Genomic DNA, 17,057 nt, shown 5'->3' with positions numbered 1-17,057 from the left:
AGTTTCTGACGGGTCAGCGGGTCGGGCGGTGCTACAGGCTCTGCAGGATGTCCCGCATGAGCTGGGCGGTCTCGGAGGGCGTCTTGCCGACCTTCACGCCGACGGCCTCGAGGGCCTCCTTCTTGGCCTGCGCGGTGCCCGAGGAGCCGGAGACGATGGCGCCGGCGTGGCCCATGGTCTTGCCCTCGGGGGCCGTGAAGCCCGCGACGTAGCCGACGACCGGCTTGGTCACGTGGTCCTTGATGTACGCCGCGGCGCGCTCCTCGGCGTCGCCGCCGATCTCGCCGATCATGACGATCGCCTTGGTGTCCGGGTCCGCCTCGAACGCCGCGAGGGCGTCGATGTGGGTGGTCCCGACGATCGGGTCGCCGCCGATGCCGATGGCGGTGGAGAAGCCGAAGTCCCGCAGCTCGTACATCATCTGGTAGGTCAGCGTCCCGGACTTCGACACCAGGCCGACCGGGCCGGTGCCCGCGATGGTGTGCGGGGTGATGCCGGCCAGCGACTCGCCGGGGGTGATGATGCCCGGGCAGTTGGGGCCGATCATCCGCGTGGACTTGCCGTCCAGGTAGGCCCAGACCTCGGCCGTGTCCTGCACCGGCACGCCCTCGGTGATGACCACGAGAAGGCCGATGCCCGCGTCGATGGCCTCGATGCAGGCGTCCTTGGTGAACGCCGGCGGCACGAAGACGACCGACACGTCGGCGCCGGTCTCCTTCATGGCCTCGGCGACGCTGCCGAAGACCGGCAGCTCCTGGCCGGCGAGCTCGACCGACGTACCGGCCTTGCGCGCGTTGACGCCGCCGACGATGTTCGAGCCGGCCTGGACCATCAGGGTGGTGTGCTTGGAGCCCATGCCGCCCGTCATGCCCTGGACGATGATCTTGGAGTCCTTGTTGAGGTAGATAGACATGTCTTCGTCCTTACGCGTTCGCGAGCTCGGCGGCCTTGTCGGCCGCTCCGTCCATCGTGTCGACCTGGGTGACCAGCGGGTGGTTGAGCTCGTCGAGGATCCGGCGGCCCTCCTCCACGTTGTTCCCGTCGAGCCGGACGACCAGCGGCTTGGTGGCCTCGTCGCCGAGGATCTCCAGCGCGCCCTTGATGCCGTTGGCGACCTCGTCACAGGCGGTGATGCCGCCGAAGACGTTCACGAACACGCTCTTGACCTGTGAGTCGTTCAGGATCACGTCCAGGCCGTCGGCCATGACCTGCGCGTTGGCGCCGCCGCCGATGTCCAGGAAGTTGGCGGGCTTGACGCCGCCGTGGCCCTCACCGGCGTACGCGACGACGTCGAGGGTCGACATGACCAGGCCCGCGCCGTTGCCGATGATGCCGACCTCGCCGTCGAGCTTGACGTAGTTGAGGCCCTTGGCCTTCGCCTTGGCCTCGAGCGGGTCCGCGGCGTCCTTGTCCTCGAACTGCGCGTGGTCCTCGTGGCGGAACTCGGCGTTCTCGTCCAGCGACACCTTGCCGTCGAGGGCCTCCAGCACGTCGCCCTCGAGGCGGGCGAGCGGGTTGACCTCGACCAGGGTCGCGTCCTCCTCGACGAAGACCTTCCACAGGTTCAGGACCGTGGTCACGGCCTGCTCGACGAGCGGCTCCGGGAAGCCGGCCTCCGCGACGATCTCGCGGGCCTTGGCCTCGTCGACGCCGGTGCCGGCGTTGATCGGGATCTGCTTGACGGCGTCGGGGTTGGTCTTCGCGACCTCCTCGATCTCGACACCACCCTCGACGCTGGCGATGCAGAGGTACTGACGGTTGGCGCGGTCGAGCAGGAAGGAGAAGTAGTACTCCTCCTGGATGCTCGCGGCCGGGGCGATCAGCACGCGGTGGACCGTGAGGCCCTTGATCTCCATGCCCAGGATCGCCGTGGCGTGCTCCTCGGCCTCATCGGGGGTCTTGGCGAGCTTGACGCCGCCGGCCTTGCCGCGACCGCCCGCCTTGACCTGGGCCTTGACGACGCAGACGCCGAGCTTCTCGGCGGCCGCGCGTGCCTCGGCGGGCGTCGTGGCGACGATGCCGGGCGTGCCCGGGACGTCGTGCTTGGCGAAGAGCTCCTTCGCCTGAAATTCCATCAGATCCACTGATCCACCGTGTCCTCGTATTGAGCGGGTAGCCTGGCCGGCTGCTCGCCGTGCTTGGGGTATCCCCGGCACCCTAGTCCCGCCCCCGGCCCTACGACGAGCCCGCCCGACGTGATGCGGGGCATACGACCGACGGGTAACAAGACACCGGCTGGGCCGTTCTCCAGACAGGACGCCGGGAGTTCTCCACACTGGTCCCGGCGGGATTTTCGGGTCCCTGAGCCATCCGTTACAGTTCTGGCTTCCGCGCTCGCCGGGCCCCATCAGGTGCGCGCCAATGACCGAGCGCGACACCCCTCAACGACACGGAGCGACTATTCATGGGTAGCCACCGGGCGGATCGAAGCGGCTCGCGCCGTCGACCCTCGGGGACTCCCACGAGTCATTCCAGCAGCCACTCCAGCCAGTCTGGTGAGTCGCCGGCCGTCGACGGGCCCAGCACCTACGTCGGTCGCCGCGTCGCGCGCCCGGTCGAGCCGGTCGCCCAGGCCGAGCTCCGCACCCAGGTGCTCGCGTCCGTGGCCGTCGAGGCCGCTGCCGCGACCACCGCCGAGCTCCCCGTCGTGGTGGTCCGCCGCGCGCCCGGCTCCCGCAAGGCGGTCAAGCACGCCGGATCCCGTGGCTCCCTGTACAAGGGCCTCCCCTCGGTCCCGGTGCTGGTCGGCGTCGCCACCCTGGCCGTCGCCGTGGGCGGCGCCCTCACCTCGACCGGTCCCGACCTGGCCGCCAGCGCCGACACCGGCGTACGTCAGGCCAGCGCCCTGTCCGGTGCCAGCGGCACCGGAAGCGTGTTCCTCGGCGACCGCGAGCAGCAGGTCAGCCGTGACTCGCGCCGCGACGCCCTCGCCGACACCGCCGACAACGAGCTCGTGGCCGCTGCCGAGCAGCAGGCCAAGCAGCGCAACGCCGCGCTCGCGCAGTTCGCCAAGCAGGCCGAGGCCCGCGCCGGCGAGATCGCGCTCAACCGCTGGGTGATGCCGCTCGACAACATCAGCCTGACGGCCCGCTACGGCGAGTACGGCCTCTGGTCGAGCTACCACACCGGCCTCGACTTCAACGGCGAGACCGGTGACCCGATCTACGCGGTGGCCAACGGCGTGATCACCTCCACCGGCTCCGACGGCGCCTACGGCAACAAGACCGTGCTCACGCTCGAGGACGGCACCGAGATCTGGTTCTGCCACCAGACCGACATCTTCGTCAGCGACGGCGACGTCGTCCGCGCCGGCGAGACCATCGGGACCGTCGGCACCACCGGCCACGTCACCGGCTCGCACCTGCACATCGAGGTCCGTCCGGGCGGCGGCGACCCGGTCGACCCGTACCAGGCCTTCCTGGTCCACGGCGCGACCTTCTGACGTCCTTCCGGGGGTCGATCCTTCGGCTTACGGCGTCTCGACACGCCGGTCGACGACCATCAAGCTGCGCCCGTGCCTCGCAGGCTCGGCACGCTCACAGCTTCTCGACGGGCGCGTAGCGCAGCAGCAGCCGCTTGACGCCCTCGGAGCCGAAGTCGATCGAGGCCACGGCCTTGTCGGCACTGCCTTCCAGCGCGACGACGGTGCCCATGCCGAAAGAGTCGTGGACGACCCGATCGCCCGGCTCCAGCGACGGGATCTCCCGGGCGGGCTTGGCCTTGGCCGCGGCGTCGGCACGCGCGGCGGCCGAGGAGAAGTTGCGCCGCCCCGCCGCGGTCGGCGAGCTCATGCTGGCCGGTGATCCGTCAGCGAGGTTGGGCCGTCCCCAGCGGGTCTGGGCCGCCTCGGTGCGGCGCCAGTCGACCAGGTCGACCGGCAGCTCGTCGAGGAACCGGGAGCCGGGGTTGTGCGAGGGGGCGCCCCAGGCGGAGCGGACCACGGCACGGGAGATGTAGAGCCGCTCGCGCGCGCGGGTGACGCCGACGTAGGCCAGGCGCCGCTCCTCCTCCAGCTCGGGCTGGTCCCCGAGCGAGCGGGCGTGCGGGAAGACGCCGTCCTCGAGGCCGGTCAGGAAGACCACCGGGAACTCCAGGCCCTTGGCGGTGTGGAGCGTCATGAGCGTGACCACGCCCTGGTCTCCGTCGTCGTCGGGGATCTGGTCGGTGTCGGCGACGAGCGCGACGCGCTCCAGGAAGTCCACGAGTCCGGGCGCGACCAGACCGGCATCGACGTCGGCGGGGTCGGCGGAGGGACCGGGCACCGGGTCGTCGGAGAACTCGCGGGCGACCGCGACGAGCTCGGCGAGGTTCTCCAGCCGGGTCGCGTCCTGGGGGTCGTCGGAGGCCTCGAGCTCGGCGAGATAGCCGGAGCGGGCGAGCACCGACTCGAGGATGACGTCGGCGCGCTCGCCGGCCTCCACCATCGACTGCAGCTCCTCCACCATCGCCACGAAGGCCTTGATCTGGGTGAGCGAGCGCGTGGCGAGCCCCGGCGCGCGGTCGGCCCGGCGCAGCGCCTCCCAGAAGGTCAGGCCGTCACGCTCCGCGAGGAGGCTGACGCAGGCGACCGCCCGGTCGCCGATGCCCCGCTTGGGGGTGTTGAGGATCCGGCGCAGCGACACCTGGTCGTCGGCGTTGGCGAGCATCCGCAGGTAGGCGAGGGCGTCGCGCACCTCGCGACGCTCGTAGAAGCGCACGCCGCCGACCACCTTGTAGGGCTGTCCGGTGCGGATGAACACCTCCTCGAACACCCGCGACTGGGCGTTGGTGCGGTAGAACACCGCCACGTCGCCGGCCCGGCCGCCCCCATCCACGAGCTTGTCGATCTCCTCCGACACGAACCGCGCCTCGTCGTGCTCGTCGTCGGCGACGTACCCGACGATCCGCTCGCCGTCGCCGGCGTCGGACCACAGCCGCTTGGGTTTGCGGCCCTTGTTGTGCCCGATGACGGAGTTGGCCGCGGTGAGGATTGTCTGGGTGGAGCGGTAGTTCTGCTCGAGCAGGATGGAGGTGGCGTTGGGGAAGTCCTGCTCGAAGTCCATGATGTTGCGGATGTTGGCGCCGCGGAACGCGTAGATCGACTGGTCGGCGTCGCCAACGACCATCAGCTCGGCCGGCTCCACGCGCTCCTCGCCCTCCACCAGCTCCGGGTTGTCGGCGCAGAGTTGGTGGATGAGGGCGTACTGGGCGTGGTTGGTGTCCTGGTACTCGTCGACCAGGACGTGGCGGAACCGGCGCCGATAGGTCTCGCGGACCTCCGGGAAGGCCTGCAGGAGGTGCACCGTCATCATGATCAGGTCGTCGAAGTCGAGGGCGTTGGCCTCGCGCAGGCGCCGCTGGTAGAGGGCGTACGCCGCGGCGTACTGCTCCTCCACGTGGTTGTGGGTGTCCTTGGCGAACTCCTCGGGGTCGCGCAGCTCGTTCTTGTGGTTGCTGACCCAGTGGAGCACCGGGCCGGGCTGGAACCTCTTCGCGTCGAGATCGAGGTCCTTGATGACCAGGCTCATCAGGCGCTTCTGGTCGGCGGCGTCGTAGATGGAGAAGCTCGACTTGAAGCCGAGCTTGTCGATCTCCTTGCGCAGGATCCGGACGCAGGCGGAGTGGAACGTGCTGACCCACATGATCCGCGCGCGCTTGCCGACCAGCTCCTCGACGCGCTCCTTCATCTCGCCCGCGGCCTTGTTGGTGAACGTGATCGCCAGGATCGAGCCGGGGTGGGCCTTGCGCTCGGAGATGATCCAGGCGATGCGCCGGGTCAGGACGCGGGTCTTGCCCGACCCGGCCCCGGCCACCACGAGCAGCGGGCTGCCGGCATGGGTGACGGCCGCGCGCTGCGGCTCGTTGAGCCCTTCGAGCAGCTCCTCGCGCGAGGGTCCACGAGGGGAGGTGCGGGCCTCCTCCGCGGTGTGCCGGTCCATGCCGGGGAACGCGAACTGGGCTGCTTGGGCTGCTGCTGACGACGGCGTACTCATCCTGCCTCCAGCCTACGTGCGCGCACCCCCGGGGTGGGTGTCGGCGGCGCTCCGGGGCCTAGGCGTGCGCGGAGGACCAGAGGACGGCGACGGCGACGTTGGCGACGGAGAGGGCGAGGAGGCCGAGCCAGAGGCCCTGGGGGATCCGCTCCTTGCGGAGGTTGGCCATGACCAGGATCAGCACGACCAGGCCGATGAGGAGCTTGACCCCGACCTTGGCGTGGTTGACGTCGCCGTCGCCGGCCTCGAGGACGCCGACGAGGGCCAGGCCGGCGAGGAAGGCCGTGCCGGCGCCGTCGCGCATGGCCCCGTTGACCACCTTGGTCGCGGAGCCGGCCTGCACGATGAGACCGCCGAAGAGCGCGGCGAAGCCCAGCAGGTGGATGATCAGAAGGATCTGGCGCAAGGTTTCCATGGCCGAACCCTAGTGATCGGCCGCGGCGGCCGGCCGGCGGCTCCCCAGCCGCGGCCCCGCCGCGTGACCCACGTCAAGTACGGCGGCCGCGCTACTTCTTCTTCCGCTTGCGTGGAGCCGGCCGTACGACGAGCACCGGGCAGGGCGCGGAGTGCTGGACGCGCTGGGCCGTGCTGCCGAGCAGGACCGTGTCGCTGAGGCCGCGGCTGCCGGCGGCCACGACGACCAGGCCGGCCTCGTACTGCTTGGCGGCCTTGATGATCTCGGCCGCGGGCGAGCCGCTACGGATGCGGGTCTGCACCTTCGGGCCCCACCCCTCGAATACCTTCGCGACGGCCTGGGTGGCGCTCTCGGCAGCGGCCCGGAAGGACAGCGAGTCGAACGTCCCACCCGCCTTGTCGACAGGGGCCAGGTCGTCGGCGAAGGCGACGGCGGCGTAGGGGCGGATCACGGCGACCACCGAGATCGTCTCGATCTTGTCGGGGTCGGCGAACGACTTGAGGTGCTTGGCCGCGGCCAGGGACTGGCGGGACCCGTCGGTGGCGACGATGACGTGCATGTCAGATCTCCTTGTCCGCGGCGGCGGTGCCGGGCTCGATGTCGCTTGGTCGGTCTCGATTGCCGAAGAAGTACTCCGCGAGGAAGAGCACGAGGCCGACACCGAGCAGGCCCGCACACCAGATCAGCGAGTGGGGGTCGTCGTAGATCGTGAAGTAGAGGATCGCCAGGTTGCCGACCAGACCCACGACCAGCAGGGGGGTGTTGGCGCGGAAGAACGGTCCGTCCTCGTCCTGCCCGCGCAGCTTGAGGCAGGCGACGATCACGAGGGCGTAGATCGCCAGCAGCAGGACGACCGTGACGGTGGCGAGGCGACCGACCAGATCGATGCCGCCGCCGGCCTCGGTGAGCAGGGTCCCGATGACCAGCAGCGCGCCGACGACGGCACCGGAGAAGATCAGGCCCACCCAGGGGCTGCGTCGGGTGGGGTGGATCTTCGCGAAAACGGCAGGAACGACGTCCTCACGAGCCATTCCGTAGAGGACACGCGGCTGGGTGACGATGGTGACCAGCGTGGTGTTGGTGATGGCGATCAGCGCGATGACGGAGAACAGCGTGCTCATGAAGCTGGTGGAGATCGGCAGGATGCCAGCCTCGACCACCTCGAGCAGCGCCGCGTCCGACGTAGCCAGTGTCTCGGTCGGCACGGTCAGGGCGGCGGCCATCGAGACCAGGACGTAGACAACTCCCGCCACGATCATGCCGCCGACCAGCGAACGCGGGAACGCCTTGTACGGGTCGACCGTCTCCTCGGCGACGTTGGCGGTGTTCTCGAAGCCGGTCATCGCGAAGAACGAGAACGAGATGCCGGCCAGGACCGCCAGTGCGGGGCTGCCGTAGTCACCGGACGTGTCGATCTGGGTGAGCACGCCGAAGTCGGCATCTCCCTGGAAGATGAAGACGATGCCGATCACGAGCACCACGACCAGGCCGCCCACCTCGACGAAGGTCATCAGCATGTTCATCCACACCGACTCGGTGATGCCGATGAAGTTGACCACCACGAGCAGCGCCACGAAGACCAGGGAGACGATCAGGGCCGGTGGGCCGGACCAGAGGGTGTCGAAGTAGGAGGCGAAGCCCACCGCCAGCGAGCCGGATGCCGCCATGCTCGCGGCGAGGAAGGAGACGGTGATCAGGAAGGTGAGCGGGCGGTTGCCGAAGGCCTTGTTGACGTAGAGCGACGCACCCGCCGCCTGGGGATACTTCGTCACCAGCTCGGCGTACGCCGCCCCGGTGATCGCCGCGACCGTCACGCCGAGGGCGAACGCGATCCAGAAGGCGCCGCCGACGGCCGCGGCCACCAGCCCGATGAGGACGTAGATCCCCGAGCCCAGCACGTCGCCCAGGGTGTAGAAGAAGAGAAGGCGACCGGTGATGGTCCGCTTGAGCTCCTCGCCCCCGTCTGGCTCTGCCGTGGTGTCAGGACTCGCAGTGCTCACAGGGGCCTCCTGGTTCGGGCGACGCGTCAAGCCCCCATACCCCGCCGCCCGCCCCCCAAAACCCGGCGGCGATCAGGGCTCCGCGTGCCTCAGAGCAGCCGGCGCTCCGAGGCCCACCGGCTGAGCTCATGGCGCGAGGAGAGCTGCAGCTTGCGCAGCACCGAGGACATGTGGGTCTCGACGGTCTTGATCGAGATGAACAGCTCCTTGGCGACCTCCTTGTAGGAGTAGCCGCGCGCGATCAGCCGCATGACCTCGCGCTCGCGCTCGGTGAGGCGGTCCAGGTCCTCGTCGACGGCCGCGACGTCGATGGAGCCCGCGAACGCGTCGAGCACGAAGCCGGCCAGCCGCGGGGAGAACACCGCGTCGCCGTCCGCCACCCGCCGGATCGCGGAGACGAGCTCGGCGCCGGTGATCGTCTTGGTGACGTAGCCGCGCGCGCCACCGCGGATCGTGCCGATGACGTCCTCGGCGGCGTCGCTGACCGACAACGCGAGGAAGCGGGGCGGTCGCGCCTCGGGGGCCCCGGAGGTCGGGGCGGTCGGGGCCAGGGCGAGCCGGCGCATGACCTCCACGCCGCCGCCGCCGGGCAGGTGCACGTCGAGCAGGACGACGTCGGGCCGGTGGGCGAGGACCGCCGCGATGGCCTCGTCGACGTCGGCGGCCTCGGCGAGCACCTCCACCTGGCCGGCGCCGGTGCTCACCAGCTCGGCACGGACGCCGCTGCGGAACATGGCGTGGTCGTCGACGATCACAACGCGCACGGGGGTCGGGTCAAGCATCGGGTTCCTCCTGGACGGGGCGTGGCAGGTGCAGCCGGACTTCGGAGCCCGCGGCACCGGAGCGGATCTCGGCGATGCCGCCGTGGCGCTGCATGCGGTCGATGATGCTGTGCCGTACGCCGTAGCGGTCCTCGGGGACCGCGGCGGGGTCGAACCCCGGCCCGCGGTCGCGCACGAAGATGTCGACCGCGCCGGGCGTGACCTCGGCGTACACGTCGATGCGCCCCGCCCCGGCGTGCTTGGCCGCGTTGGTCAGCGCCTCGCGGGCGGCGGCGACGACGGGCCGCAGCGGCTCGGCCATGTCGCAGTCTCCGACGTTGACGACGTCGACGGAGATGCCGTGGGCGTCCTCGACCTCCGCGGCCACCCCGCGCAGGGCACTGGCCAGGCTGCGCTCGTCGGTGGCCTCGCCGGCGTAGAGCCAGGCCCGTAGGTCACGCTCCTGGGCGCGGGCCAGCTTGGCCACGGTCGCCGCGTCGCCGGGGTTCTTCTGGATGAGGGCGAGGGTCTGGAGCACCGAGTCGTGCAGGTGGGCCGCGACGTCGGCGCGCTCCTGGGTGCGGATCCGCTCGGTGCGCTCGTCGGTCAGCTCGGAGGTCAGCCGGTAGACCCACGGGCCCACCACCAGCAGCAGCCCGACCAGGCCGAGCCCGCCCGCGATCAGGGCACCGCGGGCCTGCTGCAGCGAGCCGTTGTCGAAGCCGAACATGAAGCACGCCGACAGCAGGAGGACCACGCCGGCCCCGACCCGCGCGTACGACGCCCAGCCGCCGTTGCCGAAGATCACCCGCAGCGGGTCCACCCGCCCGGTGGTGTCCTGCCACCGTTCGCGCTGGGCCTCGTCGGCCTGGCGCCACAGCAGGGCCACCCCGACGATCCCGATCGCGACCGGCCAGACGACCGCCCCGTCGCCGAACACCGCCTCCACGACCAGGATCAGCCCCAGCCCGAGGGCGGACAGGGCGATCACCGGACCGACGTCGGTGAGGCGGCGGATCCGGCCGGGGCGCCGACCGCCCCGGGTCGCGCTCTCCAGGCCGGGAGCGGCCGGGGCGAAGGGCGGCTCGGCCGGCAGCATCAGCCACAGGCCGGCGTACATGAAGATGCCGAGGCCGCCCATGAACACGCTCACGACGAAGGCGGCGCGCACCCAGAGCACCGGCACCTGGAAGTGGCGCGCCAGCCCGGACGCCACGCCGCCGATGATCGGCTCGTGGGTGTCGCGGAAGGCGCGGCGGACGTCCGGTCGGAGCTCGGGCCGGGGCGGCGCAGGGGCGGTGCTCATCGTGCTCTCATCGTCACACAGCGAGCGGCTGCGCCACATGAGGTTCGACCCCGGTCCGACCCTGAGACCGCAGGGCTCGGGGCGTGCCAGGATCAGGGGCCTCCCCGATGGCGGGGAGGCGGGATCCCCACCAGGCTGGAGCCATGACCACGACACCACCCGTTGCGCCCTCGGGATCCAGCGACCCCGGGCCGCATGAGGGTCCGCGCGTCACCCGCGACGAGATGCGCGACCTGGGCCGTCTGCGCCGCTCCGCCTACGACCGGAAGATCGCCGGCGTCGCAGGCGGGCTGGCCCGCCATCTCGACATCGACCCGACCATCCTGCGGGTGTCGTTCGTCGTGCTGTCGTTCTTCGGCGGCGCCGGCCTGATCGGGTACGGCGCGTGCTGGCTGCTGGTCCCCGACGAGCGCACCCAGGACGCGACCGTGCGGCTCGACGAGCGCAGCCGCACGTTCGCGCTGTGGCTCGCCGGCCTCGTCGCGGCCCTCGCCCTGGTGAGCGAATCGTTCGGCGGCTGGAGCTTCCCGTGGCCGCTGGCGGTGCTCGGGCTGGTCGCCGTGGCGGTCATGGCGGTGCGCGGCGACCGGCCGGTCCCGCCTCCCTATGCCGCTCCCCCCGCCCGGCCCGGTGTCACGCCCGGTGTCATGCCCGGTGACGCACCCGGTGACGCATCCGGGGCGGCACCGGGAGCGGCCGCGGCGGCCTACCCGCCCGCCGCGTACCCGGCGTACGTGCCGGCCCCGGTGCCGCCCCACCCGCGCCCACCGCGCCGCCGGGGGCCGCTGTTGTTCTGGTTCACCCTGGCGCTGATCGCACTCGCCGAGGGGGTGCTGGGGATCGTGGATCTGGCCGGCGCCACGGTCAGCGACTCCAGCTACCCGGCCCTGGCGCTGGGGATCACCGGCGCGATGCTGCTGCTCGGCGCCTTCTACGGCCGCGCCGGCGGGCTGATCGCGGTCGGCCTGGTCGCGGCGCTCGCCACCGCCGCGGCGACCGTCTTCGAGGAGGTCGACGGCGGCCACGTCCGCGACACCCCGCAGACCGCGGCGGAGGTCGACGACCGCTACCAGGTCAACGCGGGTGAGATCGTGCTCGACCTGCGCGAGGTCGAGGACCTCGACGGCCTGGACGGGCGCACCATCGACCTGGAGTCGACCTTTGGCCGGATCGTGGTGCTGGTCCCCGACGGCCTCGACGTCGACGCCGACGCGGTCATCGACGCCGGGGGGCGCACCACCCTCTTCGGTGACGAGCACGACGGCTCGGACAGCCACTTCCACGACGGCGGCGACGACGTCCCCCTCCTCCACCTCGACGCCGAGGTCACCTTCGGCGAGATCGTGGTCGACACCCACAGGAGCACCCGATGAGCGAGACCCACGGGCCGGCCGAGTCCGGCCGGCACCCCGTCAACGTCGGCCACCTGGTCATGGGCATCGCCTTCCTGGGCCTGGCGCTGGTCTGGTCGCTGATCGCCAACGACGTGGTCGAGGGCGACCACGTGCGCTGGCTGCTGCCGGTCCCGTGGGTGCTGGCCGGAGCGGCCGGCCTGGCCGCGGTGGCCGTCACCGGGAGGCGCCGCCACGCCGTTCGGCAGCGCGGCTGGGTGACGCCCGGGGACGGCGACCGGTAGGCGGCGTTGGCAGGATGGGTCCGTGAGCCTGCCGACCCTCGGAACCCTGCGTCCCCTGCCGGCCGTCGACCACCCCGAGCTGCTCGCTCCCCCGGTGGCGGCGGCGCTGGGGACCTGGCCCTACGCGGGCTCGCTGGCGGTCACGCCGATCGACGCGGAGCTGGCCGACACCGCGGCCTTCGGTGAGGCCTACGGCGTACCGCCCGGGGCCAGCGCCAACTGCGTGCTCGTGGCCGGGCGCCGCGACGGGGTCGAGCGGGTGGCGGCGTGCGTGGTGCGCGCGGACACCCGGGCCGACGTCAACAACGTCGTGCGCCGGCTGCTCGGGGTGCGCAAGTGCTCCTTCCTGCCGATGGAGCGCGCGGTCGCGGAGTCGGGCATGGAGTACGGCGGCATCACGCCGCTCGGCCTGCCGCAGGCGTGGCGGGTGCTCGTGGACGAGCGGGCGACCGCGATCGAGACGGCCGTCATCGGCTCCGGGACGAGGGGCTCCAAGCTGCTGCTGCCCGGCGAGCTGCTGGCCCTGCTGCCCGGCGCGGAGACAGTGACGGACCTCGCACGCTGACAGCGGTTTATCGGTTCGCGGAAGGGGGTTCGCGGACCGTACTCTCAGGTAAGTGCGCCGCCTCCCCCTCGACCATCCCGGGATCGCGGATCACCGGTCTCCCGATCGGTTCCTGTGGTGGCTCGCGCGCAGCCAGGGGCGCACCCTCGCCGGCGGCATGGCCTTCGGCATCGTCTGGATGAGCGCCCAGGCGGTCATGCCCGCGGTGATCGGCCGCGCCATCGACCGCGGGGTCGCCGACCGCGACGGGGACGCTCTCCTGCGCTACGCCGGGCTGCTCGCCCTGATCGGCCTGGTGCAGGCCGCCGCCGGCATCATGCGACACCGGTTCGCGGTGACCAACTGGCTCACCGCCGCCTACACGACCGTCCAGCTGGTCGCCCGGCACACCGTCCACCTCGGGGGCACGCTGCCCCGCAAGGTCTCGACCGGCGAGGTCGTCGCGATCGGCACCAGCGACATCTCCCACCTGGGCCAGGTCATGGACGTCAGCGCGCGCTTCGCGGGCGCCGTCGTCTCCTTCCTCCTGGTCGCGGTGATCCTGCTGCAGACCTCCGTGACGCTCGGGCTGGTCGTGCTGCTGGGCGTGCCGCTGCTGATGCTCCTGGTCGGGCCGCTGCTCGCCCCCCTCCAGCGGCGCAGCACCCGCCAGCGCGAGCTGATGGGTCACCTGTCCAACACCGCCACCGACATCGTCGGCGGGCTGCGGGTCCTGCGCGGCATCGGCGGCGAGCAGGTCTTCCACGACCGCTACCGCCGCGAGAGCCAGACCACCCGCCGCGCCGGCGTCGAGGTCGCCAAGCTGCAGTCGATGCTCGAGGCCCTGCAGGTCTTCCTGCCCGGCCTGTTCGTCGTGGTGATCGTCTGGATCGGCGCCCGGTACGCCGTGGCGGGCACGATCACGCCGGGCGAGCTCGTGGCGTTCTACGGCTACTCCGCCTTCCTGATGATCCCGCTGCGCACGGCGACCGAGTACGCCAACAAGTTCATCCGCGGGCGGGTCTCCGCCCGCCGGGTGTGCCGGGTCCTGGCGCTGACCCCGGACGTCGTCGAGCCCGAGGTGCCGGCGCAGCCCCCCGCTCCAGGCGGCGAGCTGCACGACCGCCGCAGCGGCCTGCGCGTGCGCCCCGGCTCGCTGGTCGCCGTCGTCAGCGAGCAGCCCGACGACTCGGCGGCCCTCGCCGACCGGCTGGGCCTCTGCGCGGCCGAGGTCGACGACGACGTCAGCCTCGGCGGCGTCGCGCTGACCGCCCTCAGCCGGACCGACGTACGCCGCCGGATCGTGGTGTCCGACACGGGCGCGACGCTCTTCTCCGGCCGACTGGCCGACCGGCTCGACGTGACCGGGACCGCGCGCCACGACGGCACCCTCGCGCGAGCACTGGCGGCGGCGTCCTCCGACGACATCCTCGAAGCGCTGCCCGAAGGGCTCGACACGGTGGTCACCGAGCGGGGCCGCAGCTTCTCCGGCGGTCAGCGACAGCGCCTGGTGCTGGCCCGGGTCCTCACCCTCGACCCGGAGGTCCTGGTGCTCGTGGAGCCCACCTCCGCCGTGGACGCGCACACCGAGGCCCGGATCGCGAGCCGCCTGCGCGAGCAGCGGGCCGGCCGCACCACCGTCGTCACCTCCAGCAGCCCGCTCATGCTCGACGCCGTCGACGAGGTGGCCTTCCTGGAGGACGGCGTCGTCGTCGCGACCGGCACCCACAGCGAGCTGTTGCGCACCCACGCCCGCTACCGGGCCGTCGTCACGCGCGAGACCGAGCTCGTCGTCGCGGGCGGGCTGCCATGAGCGTCGGCACGACCCTGCCGATCGCGGGTGTCGGCGTCATGCGCCGCTACGTGCGGGCGCTGGTGCGCCGCCATCCCCGCCTGGTCTGGGGCGCGCTCTCCCTGCACGTCCTGGCCGCTGGCGCCGCGCTGGCCGCACCGCGCCTGCTCGGCGACCTCGTCGAGGCCGTCGAGCGGGGCACCACCGTGGGTCAGGTGGACCGGGTCGTCGCATTGCTGGCGGGCTTCCTGATCCTGCAGACGGTGCTGACGCGCTTCGCGCGCTACGTCAGCCAGGTCCTCGGCGAGCAGGTCCTCGCCGAGCTGCGCGAGGACTTCGTCGGCAACGCTCTGGCACTGCCGGTGGGCGTCGTCGAGTCGGCCGGCTCAGGTGACCTGCTCACCCGCACAAGCCGGGACGTCGAGCAGCTCGGGTGGTCGGTGCGGATGGCCCTGCCGGAGTGGACGATCGCCGTGGTCACCGCCGTGCTGACGTTCGCCGCGGCCGTCAGCGTGGGCTGGTGGGTGGCGCTGCCGTGCCTGCTCGGCGTGCCGCCCCTGGTCATCGGCCTGCGCTGGTACCTCGCCCGGGCCAAGGACGGCTACCTGCGCGAGAGCGCGTCGTACTCCGCCATCAACGCGTCCCTCACCGAGACCGTCGAGGGGGCGCGCACCGTCGAGGCCCTGGGCCTGGGCGAGGAGCGGATCGCCGCCGTCGACCGCGACATCGCTGAGTCCTACGACGCCGAGCGCTACACCCTGCACCTGCGGACGGTGTTCTTCCCCTCCATGGAGATCAGCTACCTGATCCCGACCGTGGCCACGCTCCTCTTCGGCGGCTACCTCTACACCCAGGGGCAGGTCTCCCTCGGCGACGTCACCGCGGCCACGCTCTACGTGCAGATGCTCATCGACCCGGTCGACCGCATCGTGTCGATCCTCGACGAGCTGCAGATGGGCGCCGCCTCGCTGTCCCGGCTGCTCGGGGTGGCGCAGGTGCCCGACGACCGTACGGCCTCGGGCGCGCAGCCCGACGGCGAGGAGCTGGAGGCCCGGGACGTGCGGTTCTCCTACGTCGAGGGGCGCGACGTGCTGCACGGCGTCGACCTGCGCGTCGGCGTCGGCGAGCGGATCGCCATGGTGGGTCCGTCGGGCGCCGGCAAGTCGACGCTGGGCCGACTGCTGGCGGGCATCCACCCACCCCGCACCGGATCGGTGACCGTGGGCGGCGTCGGGCTCGTCGAGCTGCCCCTGCAGGAGCTGCGCGGCCACGTCGCACTGGTGACCCAGGAGCACCACGTCTTCGTCGGCACCCTGCGCGAGAACCTCGCCCTCGCGGCGCCGCCCGGGGCCGACGACGAGGACATCCGCGCCTCGCTCGCGGCCGTGGACGCGCTGGACTGGGTCGACGCTCTGCCGGACGGGCTCGACACGGTCGTCGGCTCCGGCGGCCGGACGGTCAGCGCGGCTCAGGCGCAGCAGATCGCCCTGGCCCGGCTGGTGCTCGCCGACCCGCACACGCTGGTGCTGGACGAGGCGACGTCGCTGATCGACCCGAGCGCGGCACGGCACCTGGAGCGCTCGCTCGCGGCGGTGCTCGAGGGCCGCACGGTCATCGCGATCGCGCACCGGCTGTTCTCCGCGCACGACGCGGACCGGGTCGCGGTCGTCGAGGACGGCGTCGTCTCCGAGCTGGGCTCGCACGACGAGCTGGTGGCGGCCGGCGGCTCGTACGCCGCACTGTGGGACAGCTGGAACGGGCGGCACTGACGCCCCGTCCGGGGCGGTTGCCTCAGGTCAGGCGTGACCCGACAGCCCGGAGATGCGGATCCCGGAGTGCACCTTGTAGCGCTTGTTGATCGAGATCAGGACGGCCGTCAACGGCTCCAGCTGCCGCGCCAGGCGCAGCGCGCCCGCGTCGATGCCGTCGCGGCCGGTCACGCTGCGGGCCAGCTCGATGGCCACCGCCTTCGCGTCGGCGGAGTCGCCGCACACCAGCACGTCCTCGTCGTCGATGACCTCCCGGTCTCCCCAGAGGGTCACCGCGGAGACGTGGTGGAACGCACCGACCACGGTCGCGTCGGGAGCGATCCGTTGGGCCGACTCGGCCGCGGAGCCCGCACCGTCGTCGATGATCCGCCCGTGCGGGCCCTGCTTGTCGAAGGCCAGCGGGTTGACGCAGGAGACCACGACCTTGCCGGCCAGGGGCAGCGTCGCGACCAGCTCGTCGTGACCGTCGTACGGCACGGCGAGCAGGACGACGTCGGCCGCAGCGCAGGCGTCGGCGTTGGCCGCCCCGGTGACCTCGCCCGCGCCCTCGACGCCGGCCAGGCGGGCAGCGACCTCCTCGGCGACGGGGACCGCCTTCTCGGCGGCGCGCGAGCCGAGCACGACCGTGTGCCCGTGGCGGGCGAAGCGATAGCCGAGTCCCCTGCCCTGGGGGCCCGTTCCACCGATCACGGCGATGCGATAGGTCGACACAGGCAGGCTCCTCAGGTGCAGTGGACGGGCCTGCACTATCTCACCGCACCCGCCCGCGTCCCGGTCCGGATCATCCCTCGGAACCTGGGCATACCCCGGCTTGCCATCGTGACGACGGCCTTGTCACAGTGACGCTGTCATCCACGCCGAC

The 17,057-nt window shown here is 71.9% G+C and carries 15 protein-coding genes; 6 read left to right on the top strand and 9 right to left on the bottom strand.

Annotated elements, in window-relative coordinates; genetic code table 11:
- Positions 1-31 precede the first annotated feature (31 nt).
- Both sucD and sucC read right to left on the bottom strand, forming a co-directional pair.
- Positions 32-913 carry a succinate--CoA ligase subunit alpha gene (gene sucD / locus LQ940_RS05210; RefSeq protein ID WP_231242110.1) on the bottom strand — a complete coding sequence of 294 codons (882 nt, stop codon included), beginning with the start codon at positions 911-913 and terminating at the stop codon, positions 32-34.
- 10 nt (positions 914-923) lie between these two features.
- Positions 924-2,084, bottom strand: a complete 1,161-nt coding sequence (gene sucC / locus LQ940_RS05205; RefSeq protein ID WP_231242111.1) for an ADP-forming succinate--CoA ligase subunit beta — start codon at positions 2,082-2,084, stop codon at positions 924-926.
- Between the two features lie 320 nt (positions 2,085-2,404).
- Between sucC and LQ940_RS05200 the strand changes: the two genes are divergently transcribed.
- Positions 2,405-3,442: a M23 family metallopeptidase gene (locus LQ940_RS05200; RefSeq protein ID WP_231242112.1), complete on the top strand. Its 1,038-nt coding sequence runs from the start codon at positions 2,405-2,407 to the stop codon at positions 3,440-3,442.
- A gap of 94 nt (positions 3,443-3,536) precedes the next feature.
- Here the strand turns inward: LQ940_RS05200 and pcrA are convergent, their stop codons facing one another.
- The 6 genes from pcrA to LQ940_RS05170 all read right to left on the bottom strand — a co-directional run bounded on the left by pcrA (position 3,537) and on the right by LQ940_RS05170 (position 10,454).
- The gene (gene pcrA / locus LQ940_RS05195; protein ID WP_231242165.1) at positions 3,537-5,918 is read right to left on the bottom strand and encodes a DNA helicase PcrA; all 2,382 of its coding nucleotides are present in this window, start codon (positions 5,916-5,918) and stop codon (positions 3,537-3,539) included.
- A 112-nt stretch (positions 5,919-6,030) separates the two neighbouring features.
- A complete protein-coding gene (locus LQ940_RS05190) occupies positions 6,031-6,387 on the bottom strand; it encodes a hypothetical protein (protein WP_231242113.1) in 357 nt (118 codons plus the stop codon).
- 91 nt (positions 6,388-6,478) lie between these two features.
- Positions 6,479-6,946, bottom strand: coding sequence for a universal stress protein (locus LQ940_RS05185; protein ID WP_231242114.1), 468 nt, complete (start codon positions 6,944-6,946; stop codon positions 6,479-6,481).
- A 1-nt stretch (position 6,947) separates the two neighbouring features.
- Entirely contained in the window at positions 6,948-8,387 is a 1,440-nt protein-coding gene (locus tag LQ940_RS05180) for an APC family permease (RefSeq protein ID WP_231242115.1), read from the bottom strand.
- An 89-nt stretch (positions 8,388-8,476) separates the two neighbouring features.
- Positions 8,477-9,169: a LuxR C-terminal-related transcriptional regulator gene (locus LQ940_RS05175; RefSeq protein WP_231242116.1), complete on the bottom strand. Its 693-nt coding sequence runs from the start codon at positions 9,167-9,169 to the stop codon at positions 8,477-8,479.
- Complete coding sequence (locus LQ940_RS05170) at positions 9,162-10,454, bottom strand: ATP-binding protein (protein WP_231242117.1); 1,293 nt, start codon at positions 10,452-10,454, stop codon at positions 9,162-9,164. The genes LQ940_RS05175 and LQ940_RS05170 overlap by 8 nt, the downstream gene beginning before the upstream one ends.
- A gap of 143 nt (positions 10,455-10,597) precedes the next feature.
- On the opposite strand from LQ940_RS05170, the gene LQ940_RS05165 reads away from it, so the two are divergent.
- Genes LQ940_RS05165 through LQ940_RS05145 form a run of 5 tightly spaced genes read left to right on the top strand, consistent with a single transcriptional unit; the run spans position 10,598 to position 16,195 of the window.
- Positions 10,598-11,827 carry a PspC domain-containing protein gene (locus LQ940_RS05165; protein WP_231242118.1) on the top strand — a complete coding sequence of 410 codons (1,230 nt, stop codon included), beginning with the start codon at positions 10,598-10,600 and terminating at the stop codon, positions 11,825-11,827.
- Positions 11,824-12,090: a hypothetical protein gene (locus LQ940_RS05160; protein WP_231242119.1), complete on the top strand. Its 267-nt coding sequence runs from the start codon at positions 11,824-11,826 to the stop codon at positions 12,088-12,090. Before LQ940_RS05165 ends, LQ940_RS05160 begins: the two co-directional genes overlap by 4 nt.
- A 22-nt stretch (positions 12,091-12,112) precedes the next feature.
- Positions 12,113-12,655 carry a YbaK/EbsC family protein gene (locus tag LQ940_RS05155; protein ID WP_231242120.1) on the top strand — a complete coding sequence of 181 codons (543 nt, stop codon included), beginning with the start codon at positions 12,113-12,115 and terminating at the stop codon, positions 12,653-12,655.
- Between the two features lie 52 nt (positions 12,656-12,707).
- Positions 12,708-14,447, top strand: coding sequence for an ABC transporter ATP-binding protein (locus LQ940_RS05150; protein ID WP_231242121.1), 1,740 nt, complete (start codon positions 12,708-12,710; stop codon positions 14,445-14,447).
- Positions 14,444-16,195 carry an ABC transporter ATP-binding protein gene (locus LQ940_RS05145; RefSeq protein ID WP_231242122.1) on the top strand — a complete coding sequence of 584 codons (1,752 nt, stop codon included), beginning with the start codon at positions 14,444-14,446 and terminating at the stop codon, positions 16,193-16,195. Before LQ940_RS05150 ends, LQ940_RS05145 begins: the two co-directional genes overlap by 4 nt.
- Before the next feature lie 27 nt (positions 16,196-16,222).
- Here the strand turns inward: LQ940_RS05145 and npdG are convergent, their stop codons facing one another.
- On the bottom strand, positions 16,223-16,906 hold the full coding sequence (npdG, locus tag LQ940_RS05140) for an NADPH-dependent F420 reductase (RefSeq protein ID WP_231242123.1): 684 nt from the start codon (positions 16,904-16,906) through the stop codon (positions 16,223-16,225).
- Between the last annotated feature and the right edge of the window lie 151 nt (positions 16,907-17,057).

This window comes from Nocardioides sp. cx-173, from assembly GCF_021117365.1.
Taxonomy (GTDB): Bacteria; Actinomycetota; Actinomycetes; order Propionibacteriales; family Nocardioidaceae; genus Nocardioides.
Note: the sequence above shows the minus strand (reverse complement) of the source record. Positions and strands in the feature narration are given on the sequence as shown.

Coding starts and splice junctions, on each gene's coding strand:
- sucD (WP_231242110.1), bottom strand. CDS start 913: ATGTCTATCTACCTCAACAAGGACTCCAAGATCATCGTCCAGGGCATG.
- LQ940_RS05200 (WP_231242112.1), top strand. CDS start 2,405: ATGGGTAGCCACCGGGCGGATCGAAGCGGCTCGCGCCGTCGACCCTCG.
- pcrA (WP_231242165.1), bottom strand. CDS start 5,918: ATGGACCGGCACACCGCGGAGGAGGCCCGCACCTCCCCTCGTGGACCC.
- LQ940_RS05190 (WP_231242113.1), bottom strand. CDS start 6,387: ATGGAAACCTTGCGCCAGATCCTTCTGATCATCCACCTGCTGGGCTTC.
- LQ940_RS05185 (WP_231242114.1), bottom strand. CDS start 6,946: ATGCACGTCATCGTCGCCACCGACGGGTCCCGCCAGTCCCTGGCCGCG.
- LQ940_RS05175 (WP_231242116.1), bottom strand. CDS start 9,169: ATGCTTGACCCGACCCCCGTGCGCGTTGTGATCGTCGACGACCACGCC.
- LQ940_RS05170 (WP_231242117.1), bottom strand. CDS start 10,454: ATGAGCACCGCCCCTGCGCCGCCCCGGCCCGAGCTCCGACCGGACGTC.
- LQ940_RS05165 (WP_231242118.1), top strand. CDS start 10,598: ATGACCACGACACCACCCGTTGCGCCCTCGGGATCCAGCGACCCCGGG.
- LQ940_RS05160 (WP_231242119.1), top strand. CDS start 11,824: ATGAGCGAGACCCACGGGCCGGCCGAGTCCGGCCGGCACCCCGTCAAC.
- LQ940_RS05145 (WP_231242122.1), top strand. CDS start 14,444: ATGAGCGTCGGCACGACCCTGCCGATCGCGGGTGTCGGCGTCATGCGC.